The 24,264-nt window shown below is 72.5% G+C and carries 22 protein-coding genes; 14 read left to right on the plus strand and 8 right to left on the minus strand.

Translation table 11 applies throughout. The annotated features are described in order from the left end of the window. Positions 1-4 precede the first annotated feature (4 nt). Positions 5-1,189, minus strand: a complete 1,185-nt coding sequence (locus Saso_RS12850; RefSeq protein WP_189917750.1) for a PP2C family protein-serine/threonine phosphatase — start codon at positions 1,187-1,189, stop codon at positions 5-7. Between the two features lie 235 nt (positions 1,190-1,424). Here Saso_RS12850 and Saso_RS12855 point away from each other — a divergent pair, with 235 nt between their 5' ends. Continuing rightward, positions 1,425-2,660: a GNAT family N-acetyltransferase gene (locus Saso_RS12855; protein ID WP_229901076.1), complete on the plus strand. Its 1,236-nt coding sequence runs from the start codon at positions 1,425-1,427 to the stop codon at positions 2,658-2,660. Positions 2,661-2,702: 42 nt separating this feature from the next. Here Saso_RS12855 and Saso_RS12860 read toward each other — a convergent pair whose 3' ends face one another. Next, entirely contained in the window at positions 2,703-3,509 is an 807-nt protein-coding gene (locus Saso_RS12860; protein WP_189917752.1) for an Fpg/Nei family DNA glycosylase, read from the minus strand. An 84-nt stretch (positions 3,510-3,593) separates the two neighbouring features. Beyond that, entirely contained in the window at positions 3,594-4,079 is a 486-nt protein-coding gene (locus Saso_RS12865) for a ribose-5-phosphate isomerase (protein ID WP_189917753.1), read from the minus strand. Between the two features lie 215 nt (positions 4,080-4,294). Between Saso_RS12865 and Saso_RS12870 the strand changes: the two genes are divergently transcribed. Further along, complete coding sequence (locus Saso_RS12870; protein WP_189917754.1) at positions 4,295-5,785, plus strand: amino acid permease; 1,491 nt, start codon at positions 4,295-4,297, stop codon at positions 5,783-5,785. 90 nt (positions 5,786-5,875) lie between these two features. Here the strand turns inward: Saso_RS12870 and Saso_RS12875 are convergent, their stop codons facing one another. After that, positions 5,876-8,086 (minus strand): protein kinase domain-containing protein, encoded by a 2,211-nt coding sequence (locus Saso_RS12875; RefSeq protein ID WP_413790179.1) that lies wholly within the window; start codon positions 8,084-8,086, stop codon positions 5,876-5,878. A 311-nt stretch (positions 8,087-8,397) separates the two neighbouring features. Between Saso_RS12875 and Saso_RS12880 the strand changes: the two genes are divergently transcribed. Further along, positions 8,398-9,120 carry an LPXTG cell wall anchor domain-containing protein gene (locus Saso_RS12880; RefSeq protein WP_189917755.1) on the plus strand — a complete coding sequence of 241 codons (723 nt, stop codon included), beginning with the start codon at positions 8,398-8,400 and terminating at the stop codon, positions 9,118-9,120. 149 nt (positions 9,121-9,269) lie between these two features. Here Saso_RS12880 and Saso_RS12885 read toward each other — a convergent pair whose 3' ends face one another. Further along, positions 9,270-9,848, minus strand: a complete 579-nt coding sequence (locus Saso_RS12885) for a biotin transporter BioY (protein ID WP_189917756.1) — start codon at positions 9,846-9,848, stop codon at positions 9,270-9,272. Positions 9,849-10,135: 287 nt separating this feature from the next. Between Saso_RS12885 and Saso_RS39055 the strand changes: the two genes are divergently transcribed. The 9 genes from Saso_RS39055 to Saso_RS12925 all read left to right on the plus strand — a co-directional run bounded on the left by Saso_RS39055 (position 10,136) and on the right by Saso_RS12925 (position 18,042). Beyond that, positions 10,136-10,222 carry a putative leader peptide gene (locus Saso_RS39055; protein WP_351008479.1) on the plus strand — a complete coding sequence of 29 codons (87 nt, stop codon included), beginning with the start codon at positions 10,136-10,138 and terminating at the stop codon, positions 10,220-10,222. Positions 10,223-10,307: 85 nt separating this feature from the next. Continuing rightward, positions 10,308-11,513: an ROK family transcriptional regulator gene (locus Saso_RS12890; protein WP_189917757.1), complete on the plus strand. Its 1,206-nt coding sequence runs from the start codon at positions 10,308-10,310 to the stop codon at positions 11,511-11,513. 348 nt (positions 11,514-11,861) lie between these two features. After that, a complete protein-coding gene (locus Saso_RS12895) occupies positions 11,862-12,929 on the plus strand; it encodes an ABC transporter substrate-binding protein (protein WP_189917759.1) in 1,068 nt (355 codons plus the stop codon). Positions 12,930-12,934: 5 nt separating this feature from the next. After that, positions 12,935-13,843, plus strand: a complete 909-nt coding sequence (locus tag Saso_RS12900) for an ABC transporter permease (RefSeq protein ID WP_189917761.1) — start codon at positions 12,935-12,937, stop codon at positions 13,841-13,843. After that, the gene (locus tag Saso_RS12905) at positions 13,819-14,556 is read left to right on the plus strand and encodes an ABC transporter ATP-binding protein (protein ID WP_189917763.1); all 738 of its coding nucleotides are present in this window, start codon (positions 13,819-13,821) and stop codon (positions 14,554-14,556) included. Before Saso_RS12900 ends, Saso_RS12905 begins: the two co-directional genes overlap by 25 nt. Next, positions 14,553-15,911, plus strand: a complete 1,359-nt coding sequence (locus Saso_RS12910; RefSeq protein WP_189917764.1) for an LLM class flavin-dependent oxidoreductase — start codon at positions 14,553-14,555, stop codon at positions 15,909-15,911. The genes Saso_RS12905 and Saso_RS12910 overlap by 4 nt, the downstream gene beginning before the upstream one ends. Before the next feature lie 21 nt (positions 15,912-15,932). After that, complete coding sequence (locus tag Saso_RS12915; RefSeq protein WP_189917766.1) at positions 15,933-16,826, plus strand: TauD/TfdA dioxygenase family protein; 894 nt, start codon at positions 15,933-15,935, stop codon at positions 16,824-16,826. 158 nt (positions 16,827-16,984) lie between these two features. After that, positions 16,985-17,626 carry a superoxide dismutase gene (locus Saso_RS12920; RefSeq protein WP_189917768.1) on the plus strand — a complete coding sequence of 214 codons (642 nt, stop codon included), beginning with the start codon at positions 16,985-16,987 and terminating at the stop codon, positions 17,624-17,626. A 173-nt stretch (positions 17,627-17,799) separates the two neighbouring features. Continuing rightward, the gene (locus Saso_RS12925; protein WP_189917770.1) at positions 17,800-18,042 is read left to right on the plus strand and encodes a hypothetical protein; all 243 of its coding nucleotides are present in this window, start codon (positions 17,800-17,802) and stop codon (positions 18,040-18,042) included. 49 nt (positions 18,043-18,091) lie between these two features. Here the strand turns inward: Saso_RS12925 and Saso_RS12930 are convergent, their stop codons facing one another. Then, positions 18,092-18,736, minus strand: a complete 645-nt coding sequence (locus Saso_RS12930) for a mycothiol-dependent nitroreductase Rv2466c family protein (protein WP_189917772.1) — start codon at positions 18,734-18,736, stop codon at positions 18,092-18,094. A 150-nt stretch (positions 18,737-18,886) separates the two neighbouring features. Here Saso_RS12930 and pepN point away from each other — a divergent pair, with 150 nt between their 5' ends. Further along, positions 18,887-21,466, plus strand: a complete 2,580-nt coding sequence (pepN, locus tag Saso_RS12935) for an aminopeptidase N (protein ID WP_189917774.1) — start codon at positions 18,887-18,889, stop codon at positions 21,464-21,466. A 207-nt stretch (positions 21,467-21,673) separates the two neighbouring features. Further along, positions 21,674-22,741: a hypothetical protein gene (locus tag Saso_RS12940; protein ID WP_189917776.1), complete on the plus strand. Its 1,068-nt coding sequence runs from the start codon at positions 21,674-21,676 to the stop codon at positions 22,739-22,741. A gap of 66 nt (positions 22,742-22,807) precedes the next feature. Here Saso_RS12940 and Saso_RS12945 read toward each other — a convergent pair whose 3' ends face one another. Further along, positions 22,808-23,329: an NUDIX hydrolase gene (locus Saso_RS12945; protein ID WP_189917778.1), complete on the minus strand. Its 522-nt coding sequence runs from the start codon at positions 23,327-23,329 to the stop codon at positions 22,808-22,810. 9 nt (positions 23,330-23,338) lie between these two features. Continuing rightward, positions 23,339-24,244, minus strand: coding sequence for a pyridoxamine 5'-phosphate oxidase family protein (locus Saso_RS12950; RefSeq protein ID WP_189917780.1), 906 nt, complete (start codon positions 24,242-24,244; stop codon positions 23,339-23,341). Positions 24,245-24,264 lie beyond the last annotated feature (20 nt).

Raw genomic sequence — 24,264 nt, forward strand, 5'->3', positions numbered from 1 at the left:
GGAGTCAGGACAGGGCGAGCGACTGGGCGGTCGGGCCCTCGCGGCAGACCAGCAGCAGGGCGCGGTCGTCGTTGACGTCCTTCGCCACCGCCTCGATCAGGTGCCAGGCGGCGCCCTGGAAGCCGCCGGCCACATAGCGGTCGGCCTCACCGGTGAGGCGGTCGATGCCCTCCACGATGTCCCGGTCGGAGGTCTCCACCAGACCGTCGGTGAACAGCATCAGCACGTCACCGGGGCGCAGGGAGCCCTTGACCGGGTCGAACTGGGCGCCGTCGTACACCCCGAGGAGCGGGCCCTCGGCGGCCTTCTCCTCCCAGCGGCCGCTGCCCGCGCTGAGCTGGAGGCCCGGCGGGTGACCGGCCGAGTAGAGCTCGTAGTCGCCGGAGTCGAGGTCGAGGACCAGGTGGATGGAGGTGGCGAAGCCCTCGTCCCAGTCCTGGCGGAGCAGGTAGCCGTTGGCGGCGGGGAGGAAGGCGTGCGGGGGCAGCGACCCGAGCAGACCGCCGAACGCGCCGGACAGCAGGAGCGCGCGCGAACCGGCGTCCATGCCCTTGCCGGAGACGTCGGTGAGGACGACCTCCAGGGTGCGGCCGCCGTTGGTGCGGGCCGCGACGACGAAGTCTCCGGAGAAGGACTGCCCGCCCGCCGGCCGCAGGGCCATCTCGCGGTGCCAGCCGTGCGGCAGACCGGGCAGCTTGCTCTGCACCCGGATGCGCTCGCGCAGGTCGAAGAGCATGGTGCCGCCGCGCCGCCAGGGCACGCCGACCCGGCTGCGGAACTGGGCGATGAGGAGACCGAAGAAACCGCATGCGGCGACGACCAGGACCACGCCCGGGGTGACCCGGGAGGGGCCCTCGGTGTACGGGCCCAGCTGCACGGACTCCACGATCAGCGCGGTGGCCGCGGCGGCGTACAGGCCGAGCAGGCTCGACGGGCGCAGCAGCAGTCCGCCCGCGACGATCGGCAGGACCAGGGCGGCCGGTGAGCACCACACCGAGTCGGCGAGCGTGGTGGCGGCGATCAGCGGGACCGTGAGCAGCAGGAACGCCAGCGCGATCCAGTCCGAGCCGTCGCCGCGGAAGTAGTCCACGGCGCTTCTGCGCACGCCGGTGCGGACCCGGTGCCACAAGTGCTTCAACCGGGCCGTCAACGTCTCGGCTTCCGCGCGCCGCTGTCGTCCTGCTGCCATTAGTTCGGGACCCTATCCATCGAACCCGCCGCTTGGCACGGGAGGTCCCACTTGTCCCCCCTCTCAGGCTCAACTTCACAGTGAACTTCACGGAAAGCGCTCACGCCCCGAGGAGGGGAAAATTGCCTGGCCCGTCCTGTGGAGGGCTGCTAGGCATGGGGCCATGACCGGTGACGCGGCAGGCCGTTCGGCCTCCTCCGCGGCCGGGCGGCACGAACTGCGGAAGGTGCGGGAGATGCGGGAGTCACGCGAGACGCGAACGCTGCTGCGGGACGAATGGGACGAGTGGTACGACACCTTCCTGCGCACCTTCGGCGGGGTCCCGGAGCCGGCCGAGGAACGGGAGCTGTTCCGCGATCTCACCCCGCACGACCGCTCCCTGGGCGTCTGGGACGCCGGGCGGTGCGTGGCGACGGCGGGGGCCTACGACTTCCGGCTGACCGTGCCGGGCGGGGCCTCGGTGCCGGCCGCGGGCGTGACGATGGTCGGTGTGAGCGCGACCCACCGGCGGCGCGGGGTGCTGACCTCGATGATGCGGCGGCAGCTGGACGATGTGCGGGCGTGGGGCGAGCCGCTCGCGGTCCTCACGGCCTCCGAACCGGACATCTACGGACGGTTCGGGTACGCCGCGGCGGCCTTCGGGCTGCACGCCGAGATCGACACGAGCCGGGTACGGCTGTCCGTCCCGCCCGGCACGGACGACGTACGGCTGCGGTACGCCGATCCCGTCGCGGAACTCGACGTGTGCGAGGCGCTGTACGCGCGGACCGTGCCCGACCGGCCCGGGATGCTCGCGCGCCGGCCGGGCTGGGAGCGGCTGGGGCTGCTCGACCCGGAGAGCGGTCGGGGCGGGGCGTCGCCGCTCCAGTGCGTCCTCGCCGAGCGGGACGGTGAGGTCACCGGGTACGTCCGCTTCCGGGTGCGGCCCGAGTGGCGGGACAGCGGACACAACGGGCAGGTGCTGCTCCAGGATCTGACAGCCGCCGATCCGGCGTCGGAGGCGGCGCTGTGGCGGTTCCTGTTCGGGATCGACCTCACGACCTCGCTGAAGGTCCGCGGGCGGCCGGTGGACGAGGCCTGGCAGTACCTGGTGTCCGACGTACGGCGGTGCGAGCTGCGGGTGCGGGACTCGCTGTACGTGCGGCTCGTGGACGTGGGCGCGGCGCTGGAGGCCCGTACCTACCAGGCGCCGGTGGACGTGGTGTTCGAGGTCGAGGACGCCTTCTGCCCCTGGAACGCGGGGCGTTGGCGGCTTTCGGGCGACACCAAGGGCGCGGTGTGCGGGCGCACCTCCGACGCCGCCGATCTCGCGCTCTCCGTCAGGGAGTTGGGGGCGGTCTACCTCGGGGGCGTCGGCCCGGCCCCGCTGGCGCGGGCCGGACGGGTCGACGAGCTCAGGAGGGGCGCGCTGGCCGAGGCCGCCGTGGGGTTCGGCGCCGTCACGGCTCCCTGGCTGCCGCACGGCTTCTGAGGGCGGGCGCGCCGCCGGTGTCCGGCCGGGTCCGGCCGCGGGTCACTTCCGCTGGCAGGTCGGGCACCAGAAGAGGTTGCGGGCGGCGAGGTCGGCGGTGCGGACGGTGTCGCCGCAGAGGTGGCAGGGCTGGTGCGTACGGCGGTAGACGTACACCTCGCCGCCGTGGTCGTCGACGCGGGGCGGCCGGCCCATGGCCTGCGGGGTGTGCTGCGGGCGGACCGTGTCGATGCGGTTGTCGCGGACGCCGTCGCGCATGAGGGCGACGAGGTCGGTCCAGATCGCGTCCCACTCGGTCGGGGTGATGTCCCTGCCCGCCCGGTAGGGGTCGATGCCGTGGCGGAAGAGGACCTCGGCCCGGTAGACGTTGCCGACGCCCGCGATGACCTTCTGGTCCATGAGGAGGGCGGCGATCGTCGTCCGGCTGCGCGCGATGCGGGCGTAGGCGGCCGCGGGGTCGGCGTCGGCGCGCAGCGGGTCGGGGCCGAGGCGGCCGTGTATCGCCCGCTTCTCGTCGTCCGTGATCAGGGCGCAGGTGGTGGGGCCCCGCAGGTCCACGTAGCCGGTGGGACCGGCGAGGCGGAGGCGGACCGTGTCGGTGGGCGGTGGCGCGGGGGCCGGACCGAAGGTGACCTTGCCGAAGAGGCCCAGGTGGATGTGGATCCAGCGCCCGCCGGCGAACCCGAGGAAGAGGTGTTTGCCGTGGGCCTCGGTGCGGGTGAGCGAGGCGCCGGCGAGGAGCTCGGCGGAGGGGGTGAACCTGCCCTGCGGGCTGCTCACCGCCAGGGGTCGGCGGGTGAAGCGGGCGTAGTCCTGCGCCAGCCGGTGGATGGTGTGGCCTTCCGGCACCGGTGTCTCCTCGTCCTCGCGCCGCTCACCCGGCAGGACCGGGTGAGCGCCGAGGCCGTCCGGGGCCGCGCCCCGGGCGGGTCGCTACTGCTGGGGGTGGTGGGCCGGGATCTCGGGGAGGGTGCCCGTCGTCTCGTACGCGGAGAGCATGTCGATGCGGCGGATGTGACGCTCGTCCTCGGAGAACGGGGTGGCGAGGAACGTCTCGACGAACTTCGTCGCCTCGTCCTGGGAGTGCATGCGGGAGCCGACGGCGACGACGTTGGCGTTGTTGTGCTGGCGGCCGAGGGACGCGGTCTCCTCGCTCCAGGCCAGGGCGGCACGGACGCCCTTCACCTTGTTCGCCGCGATCTGCTCGCCGTTGCCGGAGCCGCCGATCACGACGCCGAGGGAGCCGGGGTCCGCCGCCGTGCGCTCCGCGGCGCGCAGGCAGAAGGGCGGGTAGTCGTCCTGGGCGTCGTAGATGTGGGGCCCGCAGTCGACCGGGTCGTGACCCGCCGCCCTGAGCTGCTCCACGAGGTGGTTCTTGAGTTCGAAGCCGGCATGGTCCGAGCCGAGATACACGCGCATGCGTCGAGTGTGACATGGGCGCCGTGGGGTAGCAGCGCCGGGTGCCGCGTCCGAAAACTGTGAGTAATCCTACAGAACCTCAGGAAAACCTCAAATAACAATCTGGAATCGAAGGTTCCCGAATTCATTCACCTCGGATTCACTGGACCGGCTCGTACGCCCCCCACGCACGATCCACTTGATTCCCCTCACGCGGCGCAAAGGAAAACACCCTCATGACTTCGCAGCCGACCCTCACCAAGGCCGACGGCGGCCCCGGAGGTTCCGAAGAGCCCGGGGCCGGGCCCGGGACCGGGCTCCACGCAGGGCTCAAGAACCGGCACCTGTCGATGATCGCCATCGGCGGTGTCATCGGCGCCGGACTGTTCGTCGGTTCCAGCTCCGGCATCGCCACCGCCGGACCGGGCATCCTGCTCTCCTACGCCCTCGTCGGCACGCTCGTGGTGCTGGTGATGCGGATGCTGGGCGAGATGTCCGCGGCCAACCCGACCTCGGGCTCCTTCTCCGCGCACGCCGACCGGGCGCTCGGCCGCTGGGCCGGGTTCTCCATCGGCTGGCTGTACTGGTTCTTCTGGGTCGTCGTGCTCGCGGTGGAGGCCACCGCCGGCGCCAAGATCCTCGAAGGGTGGATCCCCGCCGTACCGCAGTGGGGGTGGGCGCTCCTGGTGATGGTGGTGCTGACCGCCACCAACCTCGTGTCCGTCGGCTCCTACGGCGAGTTCGAGTTCTGGTTCGCCGGGATCAAGGTCGTCGCGATCGGCGCCTTCATCGTCGTCGGCGGACTGGCCGTCTTCGGCGTGCTGCCCGGCAGCGACAGCGACAAGGCCGGGCTCGGCAACCTCACCGACCACGGCGGCTTCCTGCCCAACGGGCCGGGCGCCATCCTCACCGGCGTGCTGCTCGTCGTCTTCTCCTTCATGGGCAGCGAGATCGCGACCCTGGCGGCCGGCGAGTCCGAGGACCCGCAGCGGGCGGTCACCAAGTCCACCAACAGCATCATCTGGCGGATCGGCGTCTTCTACCTCGGCTCGATCCTCGTCGTCGTCACGCTGCTGCCGTGGAACGACCCGTCCATCAAGGAGCAGGGCTCCTACGTCGCCGCGCTGAACTCCCTCGGGATCGCGCACGCCGGTCAGATCATGAACTTCATCGTGCTGACGTCGGTGCTGTCCTGTCTCAACTCCGGGCTCTACACCGCCTCCCGCATGGCCTTCTCGCTCGGTCAGCGCGGGGACGCGCCGAAGATGTTCGCCCGCACGACGCGTCGGGGTGTTCCGCTCGCGGCGATCGTCGCCTCGGTGCTGTTCGGGTTCGTCGCCGTCTTCTTCAACTACAAGTTCCCGGACTCCGTCTTCCTCTTCCTCGTCAACTCCAGCGGTGCCGTCGCCCTGTTCGTCTGGCTCGTGATCTGCTTCTCGCAGCTGCGGATGCGGAAGATCATCCAGGCCGAGGCGCCGGAGAAGCTCGTCGTGAAGATGTGGCTGTACCCCTACCTGACCTGGGCGACGGCCGCGCTGATCGTCTTCGTGCTCGGGTACATGCTGACCGACACCGAGGGCGAGAGCAGTGGCCGCACGACCGTGCTGCTGTCGCTGCTCGTGGCCGCCCTCGTGGTCGCCGTCGCCTTCGTGAAGGAGGGCCGGACCAGGGCCAGGGCCAGGGCCGCCTCCGAGGTCCCGGCCACGTCCCGGGTCGAGGCCGAGTAGTCCCGCGCCGGCCGGCTCGCGCGTGCGAGCGGCGGCCGGCGCGAGTGCGCGAGGGGTCCGCCGCGGCGGGCCCCTCGCCGCTTTTGCCGCTCACATCACCGTGAAGCTGTCCTTGACCTTCTCGTACGTCCTCAGGGCCTGCGCTTCGGTCCCCGGCCGGTACCAGGTGTTGACCTGGTACGACTTGCCGTCCTCGTCGAAGCCCAGGAGACGGGCGTGCCAGGGCGTGCCCCGCAGGGTGAAGGTGTACTCCCAGACCACCGCCGGCCGGCCCCGGAACGTCGTCTCCGCCAGACGGATCTTGGTGTAGTCCCTGCCCTGCCGGGCGTTCTCCTCAGAGGTCCGCCAGGTGTCCATCAGGTCGCCCCGCGCCAGGGAGGACCTGGCGACGAGTTCCTGGGTGCCGTCGGGTGACGTGTAGTGCACCTCCGCGCCCGTCTTCACGTCCCGCCGCCAGCCCGCGGGAGTCGCCCACGCGTACCCGCCCGCCTCCTGGTGGGCGCCCGGGGGCAGGCTCGGCGGGCGGAACGTCCCCTCGACGGTCGGTGACGCCGGGTCGACCGGGCCGGAACCGGAGCCGGAGCCGGGGTTCGCGGTGGTGAGCACGGACGGCTCGGGCGAGGCGCCGCCCGACCGGTCGTCGCCGTCGTGCGAGCCGGGCGGTGACGCCAGCACGATCGCGAGGACTGTACCCACCACGAGGACACCGACGGCGACGACCGCGCCGGTACGGCGGCGCGCCGGTCCCCCGCCGCGCCCCGGACGACGTCCGCCGCCGCCCCCCGTCGCCTCCCCGTCCCCGCCGGGCCCGCCCCCGCCGGAGCGGACCGTGGCGGAGCGGGCCGCGACGGCCGGACCGGGCGGCTCACCGCCGGGCCGCCCCCTGACGCGACGCGTCGGCGCGTCCGGGCTCGGCACGGGGGCCGCACCGTCCGCCTCCGGGACGCCGTACGGCTCCCGGGCGGGGTGCGGCTCCCGGGCGGGGTGCGGCTCCGGTGCCCCGGAGGTATCCGGGGCGGGGCGGGTCCCCGGGGCCGGGCGGGGCTCCGGGGCCGGGCGGGGCTCCGGGGCCGGGCGGGGCTCCGGGGCCGGGCGGGGCTCCGGGGCCGGGCGGGGCTCCGGGGCCGGGCGGGGCTCCGGGGCCGGGCGGGGCTCCGGGGCCGGGCGGGGCTCCGGGGCCGGGCGGGGCTCCGGGGCCGGGCGGGGCTCCGTCGCCTGCCGCGGACGGGCGAGGGAGATTCCGGGGCGGACGCGCGGATCCGCCGGCGGGCCCTCGGACGGGGGCTCCGAGCCCGACTCCGAACGCAGCTCCGAGGCCGCCCCGGTCCCTGCGGCCGTCCCGGCGGCCCCGGTCCCGGCCTGCGCAGGGCCGACGGGGGTGTGGGCGTGGGGTGCCCCGGCGCGGTCGGCGGGTGCGCCGCCTTCCGCGCCCGGCGCTCCCGCGTCGCCCGTTCCCGTCTGCCCGGGCACCGCCGGGGTCGGCGCGGGAGGCGGGAAGGCGAGGGGGGCGAGGGCGGACTCCAGGTCCGTGAGGGTGGGACGGGCCGCGGGCTCCTTCTCCAGGAGGGCGGCGAGGATGTCGTTCAACGGGCCAGCCCGGGGCGGGAGTCGGGGTTCCTCGTAGAGGACCGCGTGCAGGGTCGCCAGGGTGGTGTCCCGGGAGAAGGGGGAGCGACCGCCGAGGGCGGCGCAGAGCGTCGCGCCCAGGGACCACAGGTCCGAGGGCGGGCCCTGCGGGCGCCCCGAGATGCGCTCGGGGGCCATGTAGTCGGGCGAGCCGACCAGCATGCCGACCATGGTCAGCGCCTTCGTGTCCTGGATCGCGGCGATGCCGAAGTCGGTGAGGACGACCCTGCGGGCGCCCGTCGCCGCGCCGCGCGTGCCCTGACCGGGCGGGCCTTCCACCAGGACGTTGCCCGGTTTGATGTCGCGGTGCAGCACACCTCCCGCGTGCACCTGGCGCAGTGCGGTGACCAGGCCCAGGCCGATGCGGGCGGTCTCGCGCGGCCCGAGCGGCCCTTCCTCCGCCAGCAGCCGCTCCAGCGAGCGCCCCACCACCAACTCCATGACGATCCAGAGGAGTTCGCCCTCGTCCACGACGTCGTAGACCCGCACCACGTGGGGATGGTCGATCCGGGCGGTGGCCCTGGCCTCGCGCAGGGTGCGTTCCCGGCGGGTGCGGGTGTCCTCCGGGTCGAGGCCGTCGATGCGCATCTCCTTCACCGCGACCTGCCGGTCCAGCACCTCGTCGGTGGCCCGCCACACCCGTCCCATGCCGCCCTGGCCGATGCTCTCGACCAACCGGTAGCGCCCCGTCACCAGCAACCCGGGGAAACCGCCGCTCCCCCGGTTCCCGGCGGCTCCCGCGTTCCCCGCGCCACCCGGACTTCCCGAATTTCCCGCATTCCCCCGATCTATCTGCCCTCCCCGATCCCCCTGATTTCCCCGACTTCCCTGATCTCCCGCATTTCCCGGCAATCCGCTGCACCCCCTCCGATACCCGGCCCCAGAAACACAATAGTCACACTTAGTGCTGTACCAGCATAGTGCGGAGAAATCTTGTGGTACCTCTTCAAGTACTGCGAATTCAGGCGCAGCCAAGGGGGGCGAACATGAGTTCTCGTCATGCGACGGCCGTGGCCGGATCGCTGGTCGCGGCATCTTTCTCGGCGGTGTTGATCCTTTCCGTCCCCGCCGGGGCGGACGACCAGGGACCCGGGAGCGGCAAAGGAGGAAAGCCCGTCGACCAGGCGCCGGCGGGTGTGAGGACGACGACGACACTGCCGGAGCGGATATCGGTCGACAACGGTTCCGGCAGGACCGCGATCACCGCCACGGTGAAGAACGAAGGGACCGCGCAGAGCGGCCGGATCAGGCTCCTGGTCGTGGGCTTCGACGGCCTCACGGTCAACGGAGTGCAGGGCTGTGACGCCCTCGCGAAGAAGGATCTCCCGAAAGGTTCCAACAGCGCTTTCTCCTGCCCCGTCGACCATCTCGCGGCCGGGGCGTCGAAGTCCTGGGCCGTCGACGCGACGTTCGACCTGAGCCGGACGGGGAAGATCTGTCTGCCCGTCCAGACGGCCGACGGCAAGAAGACGTACTGGCAGCAGGGCCCGGTGCCGTTCGGTACGACGAACCCGTCACCGAACGCGCCCGCCACCCCGCTGCTCCTCGGCACCGACAACGCGCCCGCGGCGCCCGGTGGCGACGAACTGCCGAAGACCGGCGTCGGACGGGACGTGCTCCCGCTCGGAGCCGCCGGAGCCTCCCTGCTCGCGGTGGGCGCGGCGGGCCTGTGGTGGTCCCGCCGCCGCCCGCAACACCGTCCGGGCTGACCGCCGGCGGACGGGCCGAGGCGCAGACGACCGCGCGCCGCCTCCCCCTGCGCCCTGAGGAGGGTCGTGGGGGGAAGCGGCGCGTCGGGCGTCGGGGCGGGGTGCGGACCGGGGCGGCGGGTGTTCGCGGCTCCCGTGCCCCTTGGTCCCTACTCCTTGACGAGCTTCCAGGCCGTGGGGAGCAGGCCCATGGCGAGGGCCGCCTTGACGGCGTCGCCGATCAGGAACGGGGTCAGGCCCGCCGCGACGGCGGCGGAGGCCGACATGTCGGCGGCGTAGGCCAGGTACGGGACGCCGACGAGGTAGATGACCGCCTCGCCCAGCAGCATCGTGGCCGCCATGCGCGGCACGGAGCGGTCGGCGCCGCGACGGGCCAGGGCGCCGACGGCGGCCGTCGCCAGGATCATGCCGAGCACGTAGCCGAAGGAGACGGACAGGCCGGAGGCGCCGCCCGCGAACCACGGCACACCGGCGAGACCGGCCAGCGCGTAGAGGGCGAGGGAGGAGACCCCGCGCCGGGCGCCGAGGGTGGTGCCGACGAGCAGCGCGGCGAAGGTCTGGCCGGTGACCGGGACGGGGCTGCCGGGGACCGGGACCGCGATCTGGGCCGCGAGGCCGGTGAGCGCGGCGCCGCCGAGCACGAGCGCGACGTCCCGGACGCGGGAGGAGGGGAGGAGGTCGGCGAGGACCTTTCCGGTACGTGCGGGGGCGACTGCGGCGGTGCTCATGGGGACTCCGCGGGACGGGGACGGACGGGACACGGCGACGCTATCCCAGGCGGGTCGGGGTGATCACCGTCAGCGAGCGACAAACGGCCGGACGTGCGGTTGGTGGGCTCCTGACAAAGGATGCCGCTTACACACGATGCGGGGTGACCCCGGTCACGGAGATGACGTGGTCCGGGATACGCGGACGGGCCGGGGCGCCTCTGTAGGGATCCGCCAACGGGCCGGCCGCCGTCTCGCCGTTCGGTCGCCATCTGGGCAGGGCTGTTCCCCTTTGCTAGCTTCGAGCCATGGTTGCCCAGGCCCTGAACTTCTCGTCGCGTCGCCATGTCGACCTGCGACGCGTGAGCGCGGCCGCCTGTCGCCCTCCGGTGTGAGGCGGGCGGAGCCGATCATCCGGCGCGTCACGCTCCACAGACGGCGCAGTGTCGGACCGGCTCCCGACTTCCGAGGAAGTTCCCCATGCCCCGTACCGCGGCTCCCCCCGCCCCGCTCTCTCCCGTCACCCGCGTCGCGGACAGCGACCGGCGGCGCACCAGCGCCAGTGTGATCCTGCGTTCCGTGCTGGAGCACGGCCCTGTCGCGCGTTCCACCATCGCCCGGCTGACCGGGCTGTCCCCGGCCTCGGTCACCGACCACTGCGCCCGGCTCACCGGGCTCGGGCTGATCCGGGAGGCCGCCGTACCCCGGCGAAGCAACGGGGTCGGCAGGCCGCACGTCCCCGTGGACCTGGACGACTCACGGTTCCTGGTGGGCGGGGTCCACGTGGCGGTGCCGTACACCACCGTCTCGCTGCTCGACCTGCGCGGCCGGGTGGTGGCGCGGCGGGAGCTGAAGCACCGCGGCCTGGAACCGGCCGAGGTGCTCGCGCGGGCCTGCGACGGGCTCGGCGCGCTGCTGGACGAGGCGGCCGGCTGCCGGGCCCTCGGGGTCGGGGTGGCGGCGGGCGGCTGGGTCGACCGGGACTCCGGGACCGTCGTCGAGCATCCGCTGCTCGGCTGGCGGGACGTGCCGGTGCGGGACACGGTCGGCGCGCGCACCGGGCTGCCGGTCCAGGTGGACGGGCACGCGCGGGCGCTGGTCAACGCGGAACGGCTGTTCGGCGGGGCGCGCGGCAGCCTCAGCGTGCTGCACCTGTTCGTCGGCAACGTGGTCGACGCGGCCTTCGCCACCCATGACGAGGTGCATCACGGGCCCCGTTCACAAGCGGGCGCCATCGCGCATCTGCCGCTGGCCGGCGGCACCGAGCCGTGCGACTGCGGCCGGATCGGCTGCCTCCAGGTGGAGCTGAGCGAGCGGACGCTGTGCCGCAGGGCCCGGCGGGCCGGGGTGATCGACGGGGTGAACCCGATGCACGTGGTCGCCGCCGCGGACGCCGGTGACCCGGTGGCCGCGGGACTCCTGCGGGAGCGGGCGCGCATGACGGGCCGGGCCGTCGGGCTGCTGCTCGACGTGCTCAATCCGGAGCGGGTCGTCGTCACCGAGGTGGGGGTGCTGTACCGGGCGGACTGCCTGGCGGCGCTGCGGGAAGAGGTGGGCGCGGAGCGTTCCGCGGCCGTCTCCCCGAGCAGTTTCCGCGACTGCGTGCTGGCCATGGCGGGCGGTGCGGTGGCGCTGGACGTCCTCTACCGGGACCCGCTGGCCTCACCCGGCGGGCGCGCCGCCTGAAGCGACCTGAGTCGACCTGAGGGGAGTTAATTCAGAAACTCCGAATGTTGACAGGCCCCGCACGTGGACAGGAACATCTATCTCATGAGCTGTCGCACCTTCTGTTGCTGACGCCCCGGCGCGCCGGGAGCGCGCCCTTCTCCCGCCTTTCTCCGTAGGAATTCGTCACGGATTCCCTGCGGATATCCACGGCTTCCGCGGTACCCCGCACACATTCTCCGTGTGACATTCGTGTGACGAAATACCGCCGGAGCCCGGCGTCCCGTCGGCGCCGTCCCTGCGTGTCTTCCCTGCCTCGGTCCGTCCTTCCCGTCTGCCTTTTCTCCGTTTCCCGCTGGGGGTTCTCCCGTGCCTGTTTCCCGTACGTCCGGTGTCGACCGGCGTCTCTTCCTCACCTCTCTGCTGGGCGCCGCCGCCGGTGTCGCCGGGCTCAGCGGTTGCGCCGAGAGCAGCGCCGCCACCGGCGGGGAGGGCGCGTCCACGGCCCCGCTCGCCGCCAAGGTGCCCGCCGGCACCAGTCTGAAGATCGCCTCCTTCCAGGGCCAGCAGGAGTTGCAGCTCAAGCTGGCGAACCTGCCCGAGCTGCCCTTCAAGGTGTCGAACTGGCTGAACATCGGGGCCGGTCCCGATGTCATCAACGCGTTCCGCGCGAAGTCCCTCGACCTCGCCAACAACGCGGGCATCCCGCCGATCCAGGCGCATTACCAGGGCTTCGACGCGAAGATCGTCGCGATCAACATCACGCGCCGGCCGAACTACGTCTTCGCCACCAAGCCGGGCAGCGACATCCGTACCGTCGACGACTTCCGCGGGAAGAAGCTGGCCTTCTCCCAGGGACAGGCCCAGGGCGTCGTCCTGCTGCGGGCGCTGAAGAAGGCCGGCCTGAAGTACGACGACGTGCGGCTGGTGCCGCTGACCAGCAACCAGTTCCTCACCGCCCTCCAGTCGGGCCAGGTGGACATCGCCCCGCTCGGCAACACCCAGTCGCCCGCCTATCTCAAGCAGTACGGCTCCAAGGGCGCCCGTGTCATCACCACCGACGTCGTCGACCTGCTCAGTCTGCTGTGGGCGCCGACGTCCGTGCTGAACGACGGGGCGAAGGCGGCCGCCGTCGCCGCGTTCGTCCCGCAGTGGGCGCAGGGCCTGGTGTGGAGCTACGAGAACCCGGACGTCTGGAACGAGGAGTTCTTCGTCAAGACGCAGAACCTGAGCCTCGACCAGGCCAAGTCGATCACCGCACTCGCCAACAAGCCGCTGTTCCCGCCGAGTTGGGACGAGGCCATCAAGTGGGAGCAGGAGACCGCGGACCTCCTCGCGGAGGGCGGCTTCGTGAAGAAGTTCGACGTCGCCTCGCTCTTCGACCACCGCTTCGAGGGCATCGCCGCCAAGTCCGTGGCAGCCGAGTACCGGAGTTGATCACCATGACCACCAGCGCAAGCACGCCCACGAGCACGGCTGCCGCCCCGACCTCCGCCGTCGCCCCGACCTCCGCCGTCGCCGCGGCACCCGCCGCCGCGGCCGGTGAGGGCGGGGACCGCGTGCGGCGCCGGCGACGGCGCGGACTCGCGCCCGGCACACCGTGGCCGGCCTCCCGGCTCGTCGGCCCCCTGCTCCTCATCGCCGCGTGGGCCGCCGCGTCGGCCGCCGGGCGGCTGGACACCGGGGCGATCCCGGCGCCGTGGACGGTCGTACGGACCGGTGTCCACCTGTGGACCGACGGCACGCTGACCACCGACATCCTGACCTCGCTGGAACGCGCGGCCTACGGGTTCGCGATCGGCCTGACCGCCGGCGTGGTCCTGGCGCTCGCGTCGGGGCTGACCCGCACCGGTGAGGCGCTCATCGACGGGACCGTGCAGCTCAACCGGGCGATCCCGACCCTGGGCCTGATCCCGCTGTTCATCCTCTGGCTGGGCATCGGCGAGACCTTCAAGATCGCGATCATCGCGATCGTCGTCTACATCCCGATCTACCTCAACACGCATGCCGCGCTGGCCGGCATCGACTCCCGGTTCGTCGAACTGGCCGAGGTACAGGGCCTGTCGAAGGTCCGGTTCATCCGGCAGATCGTGATCCCCGGAGCCCTGCCCGGATTCTTCGTGGGACTCCGGCTCGGGGTGACCGGGTCCTGGCTCGGCCTGGTGGTGCTGGAGCAGATCAACGCCACCAGCGGCCTCGGCTACATGATGTTCCAGGCCACGAACTACGGCCAGTCGGACGTCATCCTGGTCGGCCTCCTCATCTACGGCGTGTTCGGTCTCCTCTCCGACACCGCGGTCCGTCTCGTCGAACGGAGGGTGCTGTCGTGGCGCCGCACACTGAGCAGCTGACCCGTGGCACGGCCGTCCGGCTGCGCGGACTGACCCGGTCCTTCGAGAACCGCACGGTCCTCGACGGCATCGACCTGGACATCCCCGCCGGCCAGTTCGTCGCGCTCCTCGGACACAGCGGCTCCGGCAAGTCCACCCTGCTGCGGGCGGTCGCCCACCTCGACCACGAGGTCGTCGGCAGCGGAGAGCTCACCGCCCCCGAGCGGGTGTCGGTGGTCTTCCAGGACTCCCGGCTGCTGCCCTGGCGCCGGGTACTGGACAACGTCCTGCTGGGCCTGGACGGCAAGGAGGCCGGGCACCAGGGACGCGAGGCACTCGCCGAGGTGGGGCTGAAGGGCCGTGAGCGGGCCTGGCCCAACGAGCTGTCCGGTGGTGAGGCGCAGCGCGCCGCCCTGGCCCGCTCACTGGTCCGTGAGCCCGAACTCCTGCTGGCCGACGAGCCGTTCGGGGCGCTGGACGCCCTCACCCGGATCAAGATGCACACCCTGCTGCGCGAGCTGTGGGAGCGCCACCGGCCCTCCGTGCTGCTCGTCACCCACGACGTGGACGAGGCGATCGTGCTCGCCGACCGGGTCCTCGTCCTCGACCACGGCCGTATCGGCCTCGACCTGACCATCGACCGCCCGCACCCGCGCTCGTACCGGGACCCGCTGCTCGGCGACTACCGCGAACGGCTGCTCGCCGCCCTGGGCGTCACGGAGGACCACCAATGACCACGGCCGACCACGGACGACAGCTCCACCTCAACGCGTTCCTGATGAACACCGGCCACCACGAGGCGTCCTGGCGGCTCCCGGAGAGCGACCCGTACGCCCACGTGGAGCTGGACCACTACGTCCACCTGGCCAGGATCGCCGAACGCGGCACCTTCGACTCCCTGTTCCTCGCCGACGGACCGCAGCTCTGGGGGAACATCGCCCAGCGTCCGGCCGGCGCCCTGGAGCCGCTCACCCTGCTCACCGCGCTGGCGACGGCCACCCGGGACATCGGTCTCATCGCCACCGCCTCCACCTCGTACAACTCGCCCTACAACCTGGCCCGCAAGTTCGCCTCCCTCGACATCATCAGCGGCGGCCGGGCGGGCTGGAACATCGTCACCACCGCCGGCGCCGAGGCCGCCCGCAACTTCGGTCTGGACGCCGAACCCGCGCACGCCGAGCGCTACGCCCGCGCCGGCGAGTTCCTCGACGTGGCCCTGAAGCTCTGGGACAGCTGGGAGGACGACGCGATCGTCGGCGACAAGGCGTCCGGTGTCTGGGGCGACGACGCCAAGGTCCACCCGCCGCGGCACCGGGGGACGTACTTCAGCGTCGAGGGCGCCCTCAACGTCCCGCGCTCACCGCAGGGTTACCCGCTGCTGGTGCAGGCGGGCTCCAGCGAGGACGGCAAGACGTTCGCGGCCCGTTACGCGGAGGCGGTGTTCACGGCGCAGCAGACGCTCGCCGACGCGCAGGCCTTCTACGCCGACCTCAAGTCGCGCACCCGGCAGGCCGGCCGGGATCCCGAGCACATCAAGGTGCTGCCCGGGATCGTGCCGGTGATCGGCTCGACACAGGCCGAGGCGCGCGCTCACGAGCAGGTCCTGGAGGAGCACATCGTGCACACGCACGGGGTGCAGCGGCTGGAGCAGCTGCTCCAGCTGGAGCCGGGCACGCTGGAACTGGACGCCCGGCTGCCCGCCGACCTCCCGCCGGAGAGCGCGATCGAGGGCGCCAGGAGCCGCTACACCCTGGTGGTGGAACTGGCCCGGCGCGAGCGCCTCACCGTGCGGCAGCTGATCGGGCGGCTCGGCGGCGGGCGGGGGCACCTGACCTTCGCGGGGACGCCCGAGCAGGTCGCCGACGCGATCGAGAGCTGGTTCACCCAGGGGGCCGCGGACGGCTTCAACATCATGCCCGCGGTCCTGCCCTCGGGCCTCGACGCCTTCGTCGACCACGTCGTGCCGCTCCTGCGCGCCCGCGGTCTGCTGCGTACCGAGTACGGCCCGCGCACCACGCTGCGCGAGAGGTACGGCCTCCCGCGCCCCGCCAACCAGTACGTGACCGCTCCCGCACCCGTCCTCGTCTGACCCGACCCGGAAGGCCTTCCCATGAGCATCGAGTTCCAGAAGATCACCGCGAACATCGGCGCCCGGGTCGTGGGCGCCGACATCGCCAGCCCCCTCGACGAGGAGACCTACACCGCCCTGCGTGAGGCGCTCAACGTCCACAAGGCCCTGGTCTTCGACGAGGTGAACCTGGACGACGCGGGCCAGCAGGCCTTCGTCCGCCACTTCGGCGACCTCACCACCGCCCACCCGACCGTGCCGGCCGTCGACGGCGCGCCGAACGTGCTGCCGGTCGACAGCGAGCGCGGCCGCGCCGCAAACCACTGGCACACGGACGTCACCTTCGTGCTCAATCCGCCGCAGGCCAGCACCCTGCGCAGCCTGGTCCTGCCGCCCTACGGCGGCGAGACCCTGATCACCAGTTCGGCGGCGGCCTACCGGCAGCTCCCCGAGCCGCTGCGGCGGCTCGCCGACACCCTGTGGGCCGAGCACACCAACGACTACGACTACGCGGTGCCGCAGGAGTCGGTCGACGAGGCGCAGGCCGCGGCCCGCGCCCAGTTCACGTCGATCAAGTACCGCACGGTCCACCCGGTGGTCCGCGTCCATCCGCTGACCGGCGAGCGGGGCCTGTTCATCGGCGGGTTCGCGCAGCGCATCGTGGGCCTGTCGCCGGCCGAGTCCCGCAAGATCCTCGACCTGCTCCAGTCGTACGTCACCCGGCCGGAGAACATCCTGCGTCACCGCTGGTCGGAGAACCAGCTGGTGCTGTTCGACAACCGCATCACCCAGCACTACGCGGTCGACAACTACGACGGCCGGCCGCGCCGGCTGCACCGGGTGACCGTCGCGGGCGACATCCCGGTCGGCATCGAGGGCAAGGAGAGCTACGCGATCGAGGGCGACGCGGCGCACTACACCTCCGTGGCCGCCTGAGGCCGGGCCCTCCGGGGCCCCGCCGGTCCGCTCGCCGCCCGTGCACCGACGGCCCCCGCGTGGAGACACGTGGGGGCCGTCCTGTTGCCCGCGACCCCCTTCTTGTTGCTAGCCTGCACCTGCAAGTGACTTGCAATAAGGTTCGAGGGGACCCCGTCATGCCCGTCTACACGCTGCCCGAACTGCCCTACGACCACTCCGCGCTCGCTCCCGTGATCAGCCCGGAGATCATCGAGCTGCACCACGACAAGCACCACGCGGCCTATGTGAAGGGCGCCAACGACACGCTGGAGCAGCTCGCCGAGGCACGCGACAAGGAGCAGTGGTCCGCCCTCAACGGCCTGGAGAAGAACCTGGCCTTCCACCTCTCCGGCCACATCCTGCACAGCATCTACTGGACCAACATGAGCGGCGACGGCGGCGGCGAGCCCCTCGCGGCCGACGGCGTGGGCGAGCTGGCCGAGGCCATCACCGAGTCCTTCGGCTCCTTCGCCGGGTTCAAGGCCCAGCTGACCAAGGCCGCCGCGACGACCCAGGGGTCCGGCTGGGGGGTCCTCGCCCACGAACCGGTCAGCGGCAGGCTGATCGTCGAACAGGTCTACGACCACCAGGGCAACATCGGCCAGGGCTCCGTGCCGATCCTCGTCTTCGACGCCTGGGAGCACGCCTTCTACCTCCAGTACAAGAACCAGAAGGTCGACTTCATCGAGGCGATGTGGGCCGTCGTGGACTGGCAGGACGTCGCCAGGCGCCACCGGGCCGCGAAGGCCCGCGCCGATGTGCTGCTGCTCGCCCCCTGAGGCACCCCCGGTACGTCCCGCCTCGTGATCGTCTTCTCACCCTTCACGGCGGCGGGCGGAATGAAGGAGCGGCCCCGCGAGGACAGGACTCGCGGGGCCGCTCCCGTGCGTGCGGGTACGGCGTGGGCGCGGGGGCTTCCCAAGGGCGCCCGGCCCGGGCGACAGTGGCCCGCATGGGTCTTCCGAAGAGACGTTGCCCCAACTGCGGGGACACCGACCAGCACTTCCGGCAGCTGCTCGGCGACGAGAAGGTCTTCGCGCTGCGGCAGACGCGGGTGCCGATCCACCGCGCGGACCTCCACAAGTACCGGCGCTGCACCCGCGAGGGCTGCGTGCGGGTGCAGTCCTACTTCAACTGGAGGTCCGGCTTCGACCTGCCGGAGGAGTTCCGGACACCCCCGCAGCCGGCCCTCTGACACCGCCCGGCGGGGTGCCCCGCGAGCGGTCTCGCGGGGCACCGGTGGCTCACAGGTTGCTGAAGTCGGGACCCTTGGTGCGGGAGCGCTTGATCTCGTAGAAGCCGGGGACCGAGGCCACCGCGACGGTGCCGTCCCACAGGCGGGCGGCCTCCTCGCCCTTGGGGGCGGGGGTGACGACGGGGCCGAAGAAGGCGATCTGCTCGCCGTCGGGGCCGGGGACGGCGATGACCGGCGTGCCGACGTCCTGGCCGACCTTCTCGATGCCCTCCTTGTGGGAGGCGCGCAGCTCGGCGTCGAACTCGAAGTCCTCCTGGTCGGCGTAGTCGATCAGGTCGGCGGGCAGACCGGCGTCGGCGAGCGCGCCGGCGATGGCCTCCGGGGTGGGGCCCTCGCCGTTGTTGTGGATGCGGGTGCCGAGCGCGGTGTAGAGCGGGCCGAGGACGTCCGCGCCGTGCTTCTGCGCGGCGGCGGCCACCACCCGGACCGGCCTCCAGGCCTTCGTCTCGAGGAAGTCGCGGTACTCCTCGGGCAGCTCCTCCAGCCTGTCCTCGTTGAGGACGGCGAGGCTCATCAGATGCCAGCGGACCTCTATGCCGCGGACCTTCTCCACTTCCAGCACCCAGCGCGACGTCATCCAGGCCCAGGGGCACGACGGGTCGAACCAGAAGTCCACCGGGGTCTTCTCGGACATGTGTCTCCTCAAGGGATCCTCAGAGATAAGGCTTTCCCCGGAGAACACCAGCGTCCCTCCCGCTCATTCCCTGCTGCCCGGCGTCAGGAGCACGTGACAGGATCGCTGCTGTCCGAAAACCCGTGCTCAACACTTTGAGGGAGTACCGCCGTGCCCGGTGAGAACCTGTCCCGCGACGAGGCCCGGGAGCGGGCCGCCCTGCTGTCCGTCGACGGGTACGACGTGTCGCTCGACATCCGGTCGGCGGTGGGCGACCCGGCGGGGGACGAGCCCCGCACCTTCAGGTCGGTCACCACCGTCCGCTTCCGCTGCAACGAGCCCGGCGCGTCGACCTTCGTGGACCTGATCGCGCCGAGTGTGACGTCCGTCTCGCTCAACGGCCGCGATCTCGACCCCGGGGAGGTCTTCGACGGCGCCCGGATCCTGCTGGAGGACCTGGCCGCCGAGAACGAGCTGGTCGTCGACGCCCGGTGCGCGTACTCGCGCACCGGTGAGGGTCTGCACCGCTTCGTCGACCCGGAGGACGGCGAGGTGTACCTCTACACCCAGTACGAACCGGCCGACTCCCGCCGGGTCTTCGCGAACTTCGAGCAGCCCGACCTCAAGGCCCCGTACCGCTTCGAGGTGCGCGCGCCCGAGGAGTGGGTGGTGTGGAGCAACGGCGCCGGCGAGCGCACGGACGGGGTGTGGCGCTTCGCCGAGACCAAGCCGATCTCGACGTACATCACCTGCGTGGTGGCCGGTCCGTACCACTACGTGACGGACACGTACACGCGCGAGCTGGGTGACGGCACGACCCTGCGGATCCCGCTCGGCGCGATGTGCCGCAAGGGTCTGGCGCCCCACTTCGACCCGGCGGACGTCTTCCTGGTCACCAAGCAGGGGCTGGACTTCTTCCACGACCACTTCGACTACCCGTACCCGTTCGGCAAGTACGACCAGGCGTTCGTGCCGGAGTACAACCTGGGCGCCATGGAGAACCCGGGCCTGGTGACCTTCCGCGAGGAGTACATCTTCCGCGGGAAGGTGACGCAGGCGTCGTACGAGGCGCGGGCGAACGTCATCCTGCACGAGATGGCGCACATGTGGTTCGGCGACCTGGTCACCATGGAGTGGTGGGACGACCTGTGGCTGAAGGAGTCCTTCGCCGACTTCATGGGTACGTTCGCCAACGTCGGCGCGACCCGCTTCACCAACGCCTGGATCACCTTCGCCAACCGCCGCAAGGCATGGGCGTACCGCGCGGACCAGCTGCCCTCCACGCACCCGATCACCGCCGACATCCGCGACCTCCAGGACGCGAAGCTGAACTTCGACGGCATCACGTACGCCAAGGGCGCCTCCGTGCTGAAGCAGCTGGTGGCGTACGTCGGCCAGGACGCGTTCCTCGAGGGCGCCCGGCGCTATTTCAAGCGGCACGCGTACGGCAACACGCGCCTGGGCGACCTGCTGTCGGTGCTCGGGGAGACCAGCGGCAGGGACATGGGCGGCTGGGCGCGTTCCTGGCTCCAGACGGCGGGCGTGAACTCGCTGACCCCGCAGGTGCTGCTGGACCCCGAAGGCCGGATCGACGAGCTGGCGGTGCTCCAGGAGGCCCCCGAGGCGTATCCGGAACTGCGGCCGCACCGGGTCGCGATCGGCCTGTACCGCCGCGAGGAGGGCCGTCTCGTGCGCTACGCGCGCGCCGAGACGGACGTGGACGGACCGCGCACGGTCGTCACGGAGCTGGCGGGCGCGCAGGCGCCGGAGCTGGTGCTGGTCAACGACGACGACCTGACCTACTGCAAGATCCGTTTCGACGAGACCTCGCTGGCCACCCTGCGTGAGCACCTGGGTTCGATGACGGACCCGCTGGCGCGCGCGCTGTGCTGGTCCGCGCTGTGGAACCTGACCCGTGACGCGCTGCTGCCCGCGTCCGGCTTCGTGGAGCTGGTGGCACGGTTCGCACACCGCGAGTCCGACATCGGCGTCCTTCAGATGCTGCACGCCTGGACGGGTTCGGCGCTGGTCCACTACGCGCCGCGGTCGTGGCGCACGGCGGGCGAGGCGCTGGCGGCCGAGGTCGCGCTGCGGGACCTGCGGGCGGCCGAGCCGGGCAGCGAGCACCAGCTCGCCTGGGCGCGCTTCTTCGCGACGGTGGCGTCCTCGGAGGCCGATTTCGAGCTGCTGCGGGGCCTGCTGGAGGGCACCGCGCAGATCGACGGCCTGGTGGTGGACCAGGAGCTGCGCTGGGTGTTCCTGGAGCCGCTGGTCGCGCACGGGCTCGCCGACGAGAAGGCCCTGGCGGCCGAACTGGCCCGGGACGACACGGCGTCCGGCAAGCGGCACCAGGTCCGCTGCCTCGCGGCCCGCCCGTCGGCCGCCGTCAAGGCGCAGGCGTGGGCCCAGCTGCTGGAGTCGGACTCGCTGTCCAACGCGCTGGTGGAGGCGACGATCGCCGGGTTCGACCAGTCCTCCCAGCGGGAGCTGCTCGCGCCGTACACCGAGCGGTACTTCGCGTCGATCGAGCGGATCTGGGCCGAGCGGTCGATCCAGATCGCGATGACGATCGTCAGGGGTCTGTTCCCGGCGCTCCAGGACTCCCCCGCGACGCTGGAGGCGACGGACGCGTGGCTGGCGGCGCACGGGTCGGCGGCCCCGGCGCTGCGACGGCTGGTGCTGGAGGCACGCGACGACCTGGCCCGGTCGCTGCGCGCCCAGGAGGCCGACGCGACGGCCCCGATCGGCTGACATCTTTGGCCAAGGATTCCGCCGACGGTCACCGTTACGGAATTCAGGCAATCCGACCCGTAACCCCTGGCTCCCCCGTTCGGGACCAGGGGTTTTCGGCCCCTCATCGGCATCCGAACACCCGTCCTTTAGGGCGGGCTTGTCCCGGTTCGTCGACGGGCGTGTAACAGGGGTTAGGAGGCCGCGCGGGCGCGGAATCCACGGTGCATGAACCACCACAACACCCCCCTCCCCCAGGTCCCCCCGGCGTCCCCCCGCCCCGTCCGCCACCTCTCCGAGGTGCAGCGCCGCGTCACGACCACGGGCCGGCTGCGCGCACAGGGCGTCGCACCGGCCGACGCGGACGAGCAGTGCCGCCCCGGGGGCCCCTGGCAGCAGCTGCTCCCCGGCGTCTACCTGCTCCACCCGGGCCCGCCGACCAGCGAGGAGCGGCTGCACGCCGTGCTGACGTACGCGGGCCGCGACACGGCGACACCGCCGCCCGCGGTGCCGGTGCAGCCGGGCTCGGGGGACCCGCACCGGCCGGTGTACCGGGACGTGATGATCACCGGCCTGGCGGCCCTGAACCTGCACGGCATCGCGTCCGCTCCCCCGCTCCCGTCCCTGGAGCACATCGACGTCCTGGTCCCGCGGCTGCGCAGGCTGCGCTCCACGGGCTGCGCCCACGTGGTCCGCGCGACCGTGCTGCCGGACGCGGAGCACGCGACGGGCGTTCCGGTGGCCCCGGTGCCCCGCGCGCTCGCCGACGCCGTCGCGGGGCTCACGGACGCGACGGTGGTACGGCGGCTGCTGACGGAGGCGGTGCGCGGGGGCCACTGCGAACCGGCCGCGGTGGTGCGGGAGCTGAGCAACGCCAAGCTGCTGGGCCGCCCGCACGTGGTGGACGCGGTGGACTCGCTGCTCGCGGAGGGCCGCGCGATCGCCGAGCAGCGCCTCTACACGATGGTCCGCGAGTACGGCCTTCCCGACCCGGTGTGGAACGTGGACCTGCGTCTGCCCGGCGGCCCCCACCTGGGCGGCCTGGACGCGTACTGGCCGGAGCAGGCGGTGGCGGTCGAACTGGACACCCGGGCGCCGCGGCAGGACGAGGACGCGCTCTGGTCGGAGTACGTCCGCAAGCGGGAGCATCTGGAGCGGCTGGGCATCACGGTCGTGCACATCACGCCGAAGAAGCTCAGGGACACGATGGAGCAGCAGGCGGCGGTGGTCCGCACGGCGCTGATGGCCTCGGGCGACCGGGACCCCGCCGCGTACGTCGTGGTCCTGCCCCGGTAGTGACGGACCGGGGCGGCGCCAGGAGGGGAGAGGAGGGGCCGCCGGACAGCGTCCGGCGGCCCCTCCTCACGCCGGCCCGGCCGTCCCCGACGCGGGTGAGGGGGGTGACGGCGGTGGCGCGGGGGCGACCGGCGCGGGCACGGACACCCGTCCGTCGGCGGGCCGTTCACGCCACATCGCCAGCGCGGTGTCCACCAGCCGGACCCGGGTGAGCGCGGGCACCGCGTCGAGGTCGTGCCAGGCGGCCAGGTCGGTGGAACCGCCGACCTCGAAGCGCAGCTCGCCCCCGGTGATCCGGCCCTCGTAGACGATGCGGATCCCGTGATGGTCCACGGGGCCGCGCAGTCCCGCACGGGGAAAGACGTGGCGGGAGGAGTCGATGCCGAGCAGACCGGTCACCTCGACGCGGTAGCCGGTCTCCTCGTCCAGTTCGCGCACCACGGTGTCGAGGGGATCCTCGCCGTGCTCCATGCCGCCGCCGGGCAGCACCCACTCCGGGGTGCCGTCGGGAGCCGGTGACCGGGCGAGCAGGAGCTGTCCGTCACGGACGCACACGGCGTAGGCCGCCACTCTCGACTTCTGGCGCATGACGCGACGTTAGCGGCTCGGTTCCGGGTCCGCAGGCGAGTATCCGGGCGCGGACCAGCGCAGCGGGAGCGCGTGCGGGGTGTCGACCGCCTCGGTGACGGTGAACACCACCGCGCGTTCCCCGTCGGGGGCGAACCGGGCGCGGGCCTCGCCGGTGAGCTGGAGGGTGCGGCCCGTCGTCCAGTCCAGGAACAGCAGGCCGGCGCGGGGATCGGCCTCGAGGTTGCCCAGGCTGAGGAACATGGAGTTGCCCGGGTGGTCGCGCCAGGAGAGCGTGTCCGGTGAGGCGACCCGCACGAAACCGGGGGCGCCGCCGCGGTGGCTCGCCTCGGCCCGCGCGGGGTGACCGGCGCCGCCGGGGTGGACGGTGGCCAGGAAGAAGGTGTCGGACGCGGTGACGAAGTCCGCCTGGTCCGGGGTGAGTCCGGCGCCCCGGCGCGGCGGTCCCGGCACGCGGTCGACCGTCTCGTAGGCGGTCCTGCGGTGCAGGTACTTGGGGCAGTTGGCGAACACCCGGTCGGTCTCGACGGCGAATCCGTGCGGGGTGGGCCGCAGAAGGCCGTTCAGGCGGACGCGGCGGCGGGTGCGCGGGTCGAGGGCGATCGTGCCCACCGGGGTGCCCGGGGTGGCCTGCGCCGCCGCGAACGGGTCGGCCGGCCGCGGTCCGTCCACGGCGACCGAGATCCGGTGGGGGCCGGTGGCGCGGACGAATCCGGGGGTGCCCGTGAACGCCGTCGCCCACACCCTGCCGTCCACCGGGTCGGCGGCGCCGACCACCAGCAGCGGCTGGAGTCCGAGGAAGGCCGCCACGACCGGTCCGACGCCGTCCCCGATCGCCCGGCCGACGTGATCGGCGAGGTCGCGGACCCCGACCCGGTCCTGCACCGCCCGTGAGCCTGCGTGATAGACGCCCATGCCCGTCCTTTCCGTGCCTC

It is taken from the genome of Streptomyces asoensis (assembly GCF_016860545.1).
GTDB classification, from domain to species: Bacteria; Actinomycetota; Actinomycetes; order Streptomycetales; family Streptomycetaceae; genus Streptomyces; species Streptomyces asoensis.

Coding starts and splice junctions, on each gene's coding strand:
- Saso_RS12850 (WP_189917750.1), bottom strand. CDS start 1,189: ATGGCAGCAGGACGACAGCGGCGCGCGGAAGCCGAGACGTTGACGGCC.
- Saso_RS12855 (WP_229901076.1), top strand. CDS start 1,425: ATGCGGGAGTCACGCGAGACGCGAACGCTGCTGCGGGACGAATGGGAC.
- Saso_RS12865 (WP_189917753.1), bottom strand. CDS start 4,079: ATGCGCGTGTATCTCGGCTCGGACCATGCCGGCTTCGAACTCAAGAAC.
- Saso_RS12870 (WP_189917754.1), top strand. CDS start 4,295: ATGACTTCGCAGCCGACCCTCACCAAGGCCGACGGCGGCCCCGGAGGT.
- Saso_RS12880 (WP_189917755.1), top strand. CDS start 8,398: ATGAGTTCTCGTCATGCGACGGCCGTGGCCGGATCGCTGGTCGCGGCA.
- Saso_RS12885 (WP_189917756.1), bottom strand. CDS start 9,848: ATGAGCACCGCCGCAGTCGCCCCCGCACGTACCGGAAAGGTCCTCGCC.
- Saso_RS39055 (WP_351008479.1), top strand. CDS start 10,136: ATGGTTGCCCAGGCCCTGAACTTCTCGTCGCGTCGCCATGTCGACCTG.
- Saso_RS12890 (WP_189917757.1), top strand. CDS start 10,308: ATGCCCCGTACCGCGGCTCCCCCCGCCCCGCTCTCTCCCGTCACCCGC.
- Saso_RS12900 (WP_189917761.1), top strand. CDS start 12,935: ATGACCACCAGCGCAAGCACGCCCACGAGCACGGCTGCCGCCCCGACC.
- Saso_RS12910 (WP_189917764.1), top strand. CDS start 14,553: ATGACCACGGCCGACCACGGACGACAGCTCCACCTCAACGCGTTCCTG.
- Saso_RS12915 (WP_189917766.1), top strand. CDS start 15,933: ATGAGCATCGAGTTCCAGAAGATCACCGCGAACATCGGCGCCCGGGTC.
- Saso_RS12920 (WP_189917768.1), top strand. CDS start 16,985: ATGCCCGTCTACACGCTGCCCGAACTGCCCTACGACCACTCCGCGCTC.
- Saso_RS12925 (WP_189917770.1), top strand. CDS start 17,800: ATGGGTCTTCCGAAGAGACGTTGCCCCAACTGCGGGGACACCGACCAG.
- Saso_RS12930 (WP_189917772.1), bottom strand. CDS start 18,736: ATGTCCGAGAAGACCCCGGTGGACTTCTGGTTCGACCCGTCGTGCCCC.
- Saso_RS12940 (WP_189917776.1), top strand. CDS start 21,674: ATGAACCACCACAACACCCCCCTCCCCCAGGTCCCCCCGGCGTCCCCC.
- Saso_RS12945 (WP_189917778.1), bottom strand. CDS start 23,329: ATGCGCCAGAAGTCGAGAGTGGCGGCCTACGCCGTGTGCGTCCGTGAC.
- Saso_RS12950 (WP_189917780.1), bottom strand. CDS start 24,244: ATGGGCGTCTATCACGCAGGCTCACGGGCGGTGCAGGACCGGGTCGGG.